The sequence below is a fragment of the uncultured Boseongicola sp. genome, assembly GCF_937988555.1.
GTDB lineage: Bacteria > Pseudomonadota > Alphaproteobacteria > Rhodobacterales > Rhodobacteraceae > Boseongicola.
In genome coordinates this window covers 1-4,731 of sequence record NZ_CALJXO010000293.1, presented here as the reverse complement: position 1 = coordinate 4,731, position 4,731 = coordinate 1, and the positions used below count along the sequence as shown (strand labels likewise).

Annotated in this window: 6 protein-coding genes and 1 pseudogene; 4 read left to right on the top strand and 3 right to left on the bottom strand. The window is 58.0% G+C overall.

Translation table 11 applies throughout. The annotated features are described in order from the left end of the window. Window positions 1-127 precede the first annotated feature (127 nt). Window positions 128-715: an NAD(P)H-dependent oxidoreductase gene (locus Q1B15_RS17270; RefSeq protein ID WP_299756022.1), complete on the top strand. Its 588-nt coding sequence runs from the start codon at window positions 128-130 to the stop codon at window positions 713-715. Between the two features lie 18 nt (window positions 716-733). Next, complete coding sequence (locus Q1B15_RS17265) at window positions 734-1,084, top strand: DoxX family protein (protein WP_299756020.1); 351 nt, start codon at window positions 734-736, stop codon at window positions 1,082-1,084. A 107-nt stretch (window positions 1,085-1,191) separates the two neighbouring features. On the opposite strand, the gene Q1B15_RS17260 is transcribed toward Q1B15_RS17265, so the two are convergent. Beyond that, window positions 1,192-1,884 (bottom strand): response regulator transcription factor, encoded by a 693-nt coding sequence (locus tag Q1B15_RS17260; protein ID WP_299756017.1) that lies wholly within the window; start codon window positions 1,882-1,884, stop codon window positions 1,192-1,194. Window positions 1,885-2,039: 155 nt separating this feature from the next. Between Q1B15_RS17260 and ribA the strand changes: the two genes are divergently transcribed. Together ribA and Q1B15_RS17250 are read left to right on the top strand one after the other, a co-directional pair. Continuing rightward, window positions 2,040-3,116: a GTP cyclohydrolase II gene (gene ribA / locus Q1B15_RS17255; RefSeq protein ID WP_299756015.1), complete on the top strand. Its 1,077-nt coding sequence runs from the start codon at window positions 2,040-2,042 to the stop codon at window positions 3,114-3,116. Window positions 3,117-3,206: 90 nt separating this feature from the next. Then, window positions 3,207-3,713, top strand: a complete 507-nt coding sequence (locus Q1B15_RS17250) for a L,D-transpeptidase family protein (RefSeq protein ID WP_299756013.1) — start codon at window positions 3,207-3,209, stop codon at window positions 3,711-3,713. Here the strand turns inward: Q1B15_RS17250 and Q1B15_RS17245 are convergent. Continuing rightward, entirely contained in the window at window positions 3,704-4,357 is a 654-nt protein-coding gene (locus Q1B15_RS17245) for a YggS family pyridoxal phosphate-dependent enzyme (protein ID WP_299756011.1), read from the bottom strand. The two genes, Q1B15_RS17250 and Q1B15_RS17245, sit on opposite strands and share 10 nt — an antisense overlap. Window positions 4,358-4,449: 92 nt before the next feature. Next, window positions 4,450-4,731: pseudogene (locus Q1B15_RS17240) on the bottom strand (hypothetical protein); the annotation flags it as partial.

The window sequence follows — 4,731 nt, the reverse complement described above, 5'->3', positions numbered from 1 at the left end:
ATTAAGACATCCACAGGACTAACGTTCAATTATTCACAAAAACGCACAACTCGCGTTCACTTTATCGGAATACCGCATGGCCCAAGCCAAGCCTACCTCTGCTTCAATGCGAACCAAGGAGGCTTCCATGCCCACAAAAATTCTTCAAATTGACGCATCCGCTTGCAAAACCGGCTCCATCTCCCGCGATTTGACCCACCGCATCGTCGACCGCTTTGAGAGGGCCCAGGTCACCACCCGCGACCTCGCGACGCCGTTGCCCCAAATCACCGAAGACTGGATCGGCGCAAACTTCACGCCCGCAGCCGACCGCACAGACGCACAAGCCGAGACCCTGCGCCTGTCAGACACCCTGATCGAGGAAATCAAAGCCGCCGACGTGCTTGTCATTGGCCTGCCAATCTACAACTTCGGCGTCCCTGCAGCCCTGAAAGCATGGATCGACCTTGTGGCGCGCGCTGGCGTCACGTTCCAGTACAGCCCCACAGGCCCGAAAGGCTTGCTGACAGGAAAGCGCGCAATCGTCGCGGTGGCCTCAGGCGGCACCGAAATGGGCTCAAATATTGATTTCGCCACAGGCTATATCCGCCACGTTCTCGGCTTCATCGGCATCACCGACGTCGTTTTCGTGGCAGCCGACAGGCTATCGCGCGATGCCGACGCGACACTTTCCGAGGCCCACTTGGCCGTTCAAACCCTCAAAATCGCCGCCTAAGGCGAAAGGACAAAGCAAATGAAATACGCAATTCTCGCAATCAAAGCCCTCCTGATGCTCGCTTTTCTGGCGGCCGGTCTCTCAAAACTCGCCGGTGTTGAAATGATGGTCGCAACGTTCGATGCAGTCGGCGTCGGCCAATGGTTCCGCTATGTCACAGGCACCATTGAAGTCGTCGGCGCGGTCCTGCTTTGGGTAAAAGGCCGCGAAGTCTATGGCGCAGGCCTGCTCACCGTCACCATGGTCGGAGCCGTCATTGCCCACCTTGCACTCCTCGGCCCGTCAGCCGTGCCTGCTCTGGGACTTGGCCTGCTTTCAGCGATCATCGTCTGGACGCACAAAGGCGACCTTAAATCCGCGACAGCCTAGAAACTCAAAATCGCGCTTCGAGACAAAAAAGACCGGGCACAAGGCCCGGCCAGTCTTACAGGGAGGAACCGTGCCATTACCCGGACACGGAGACGGGATTCTGCGAATCAGGCAACAAGCCTGTACCCACCACTTTCAGTAACAAGAAGGCGAGCATTTGACGGATCTGGTTCAATTTTTTGGCGAAGCCGATAAATATGGGTTTCCAACGTATGTGTCGTCACCCCCGCATTGTAGCCCCAGACCTCGTGCAGCAGCACATCACGCGCAACCACACCTTCTGACGCACGGTATAGAAACTTAAGGATATTCGTCTCTTTCTCGGTCAGTCGGATCTTCTTTTCGTCCTCGGTCAGCAGCATTTTCTGCGCTGGCTGGAACGAGTACGGTCCAAGCTGGAAAATAGCGTCTTCCGATTGCTCATGCTGGCGAAGCTGGGCGCGAATGCGGGCCAAAAGCACTGGAAACTTGAATGGCTTCGTCACGTAGTCGTTCGCGCCGGCGTCAAGGCCAAGGATGGTATCAGCGTCGCTATCATGGCCTGTCAGCATTAAAACCGGGCATTTCACCCCATGTTTGCGCAGCACGCGGCACAATTCACGCCCGTCCGTGTCGGGCAATCCCACGTCCAGAATAACCAAATCGTAGATGGCCTCTTTTGCCCGAACCAACGCAGACGCACCACTGTCAGCTTCAAAGACATCAAAGTCTTCGGTCATCACCAACTGCTCGCCAAGCGCTTCGCGCAAATCATCGTCGTCATCGACTAACAAAATCTTTTTCAGGTTCTGAGACACCACTCTGCCCTCCTTGGAATACTGGACAACAGATGCGCCTCAAACGTCTCTCCGACAAGTTTTGCTGCATCTTCTCACGCGCTCGTGTCACAAACACAGGCTATGTTTCATTTTCCTGCTAGGGACGGCACGCGGAATGTGATTAATCACGGGGCATCATGTCGCTTTCACCATCTCTGATCGACCGCATTGCACGCGCACGCACCGACCTTCGGCTCGGTTTGCCGGTTGTGCTGACCGGCACTGACGGCGCGACCCTCGTCTTGGCAGCGGAAGGCCTGAACGATCCACGACTGTCCGCCCTGCGCGATCTCGGGACGCCGACACTCGCCATCACCTCACGGCGCGCGGAAACTCTGCGCGCCCGCGCCTACGATGGAGATATCGCCCGCCTGTCTGTTCCTGAAGGGGCTGACGCCGCATGGGTGCGCTGCGTGGCAGACCCCAAAGACGACTTGTCCTCACCGATGAAGGGCCCTTTCACATCCGAACGAGATGGCTCTGGCGAAATGCACCGCCTTGCTGTCCGTTTGGTGAAATCGGCGTGGCTTCTGCCTGCGGCCGTTGTCGTGCCGCTAACGGATGTAGCGCCACCAGATCTGACGAGCCTGCCTGCAAAAGAAACCGCCGCGTTTCTGTCAGCGCCTGTGGCCCACAAAGACATCGTAACGGGACGCGTTCCGATGTCGGTTTCGGAAAAGGGCCGCGTCCACGTCTTTCGCCCCACCGATGGCAGCGAAGAACACATCGCCTGCGAAATCGGCCAACCGCGTCGCGACAAACCGGTCCTTGTGCGGCTTCACTCGGCCTGCTTCACCGGTGACGTTCTGGGGTCGCTGAAATGCGATTGCGGCCCACAGCTTCACGCCGCCATGGCGCAAATGGGCGCCCAGGGCGCCGGCGTGTTGCTCTATCTCAACCAGGAAGGTCGAGGCATCGGCCTTGCCAACAAAATGCGCGCCTATGCGCTTCAAGATCAGGGGTTCGACACGGTCGAGGCCAACCACAGGCTAGGCTTTGAAGATGACGAGCGCGATTTTCGCACTGCGGCTGACATTCTCAAACGGCTGGGCTTCACCGCTGTCCGCCTCCTGACCAATAACCCGGCCAAAGTCGCGATGATGCAAGCACAAGGCATTGATGTCGTCGAGCGTGTCCCGCTGAAAGTCGGTCTCAACCCCTTGAACGAAAAATACCTCGACGTGAAAGCGCGAAAATCGGGACATATCCTTTGATGAGATTTCCCGTCGTTGCGCGCCGCGATCCAACAGGCGCGCTGCCAGCAACACATTGCCGTGCTCATCCCCCGAGGTATTTTTGAAAGGATGAAGACGCCAAACGATATGGTGCTGAGCCCGCAGGGCCTCAGATTTCAGGGGCAACGCTTTCCCTGCACAATCGGGCGTGGCGGCGTTCGCCGCGCGAAAACTGAGGGCGACGGCGCGACCCCGGCAGGCGTGCACGGCATTGTTGGCATGCTGTACCGGCCAGACCGGATAGTGCGCCCGACGGACTGGGCTTTGCCCATTCGCCCCGGCGATCTGTGGTGCGACGATCCCCGCAATGAAGACTATAACCTCATGGTGCGCGCGCCTTTTTCCGCCTCTCACGAACGCCTCAGACGCGCCGATCCGCTGTACGATCTGGTGATTATTACGGACTGGAATTGGCCACGCGCAAGATATGGTGCGGGGTCTGCGATCTTCCTGCACCGCTGGCGACGCGCCCATGCGCCAACCGAAGGTTGCGTCGCGTTTCGAGCCGATCACCTGTTGTGGATCGCGCGCCATATACGGCTTGGAACGCGGCTGTTCGTGTCGCCTCAACCGTAGCTGCGATCACCGAATATCGCGGATCCAACCCGGATGTGCGTCGCACCTTGTGCAACTGCGTCCTCAAAATCACCGCTCATGCCCATGCTGAGACCGCTCAGGTCGTTGCGTGCCGCGATTTTGGCCAGCAGTGCGAAATGCAACGCCGCGGCCTCGCCCACTGGCGGGATGCACATCAAGCCTTTGACGGGCAGGCCCAATTCACGACACTCTGCTACCAGGCCATCAGCCTCGTCCACTGACACTCCAGCCTTCTGCGTTTCGTCGCCTGTGTTCACTTGAACGAAAATGTCAGGGCATTGCCCCATCTCATCCGCCAAACGGGCCAATGCGCGCGCCAGTTTAGGGCGGTCCACCGTGTGTATCGCGTCGAACAGCTCTATCGCCGGGCGGGCCTTGTTGGTTTGAAGTGGGCCGATCAAGTGCAGTTCAACGTTGGTAAACCGGGCCTTGAAGTCAGGCCACTTGCCTTGCGCCTCTTGCACCCGATTTTCCCCAAAGACCCGATGCCCTTCGGCCAACACAGCTTCCACACGCTCATTTGGCTGCATTTTGCTGACAGCAATCAAGGTCACGTCACTGGCATTACGGCCGCAACGGGTACACACATCTTCAAGGCGGGTTTGAATTTCTTGCAGGCTCATCAGACGCTCCTAATCAGTCGCGCCCCTGATGCCAAAGAGAAAAGAGCGGGCCAAGGCCCGCTCTTTCCAATTAGGTACCAATCCAGTTTGGATTAGAAGGACATGCTTACACCAAGGTCCCAAGCAGTGTCGGAACCGTTGTCTGCAACGCCACCAGCCAGCTCTGCGCCGCCACCGAGGTCCATGGAGAAACCGACGCCAAATGCATCATCGCCAGATACCAGGTTGCCGTCCATGTTATTGGATGCATAGCCGAGATTGACCGTCGCCATGCCAGCGTCGTACGACAAGATCGTGCCGAAGTTGTTGCCGAGCGCGTGATCTTCGTAGTATGCGTCGAAACCGATGGCGCCAAACGAACCCGATACGTCGAG

What these genes read in the sequence shown, in the direction of transcription:
- Q1B15_RS17270 (WP_299756022.1), top strand. Translation starts at nt 128, where the DNA reads ATGCCCACAAAAATTCTTCAAATTGACGCATCCGCTTGCAAAACCGGC.
- Q1B15_RS17265 (WP_299756020.1), top strand. Translation starts at nt 734, where the DNA reads ATGAAATACGCAATTCTCGCAATCAAAGCCCTCCTGATGCTCGCTTTT.
- ribA (WP_299756015.1), top strand. Translation starts at nt 2,040, where the DNA reads ATGTCGCTTTCACCATCTCTGATCGACCGCATTGCACGCGCACGCACC.
- Q1B15_RS17250 (WP_299756013.1), top strand. Translation starts at nt 3,207, where the DNA reads ATGAAGACGCCAAACGATATGGTGCTGAGCCCGCAGGGCCTCAGATTT.
- Q1B15_RS17245 (WP_299756011.1), bottom strand. Translation starts at nt 4,357, where the DNA reads ATGAGCCTGCAAGAAATTCAAACCCGCCTTGAAGATGTGTGTACCCGT.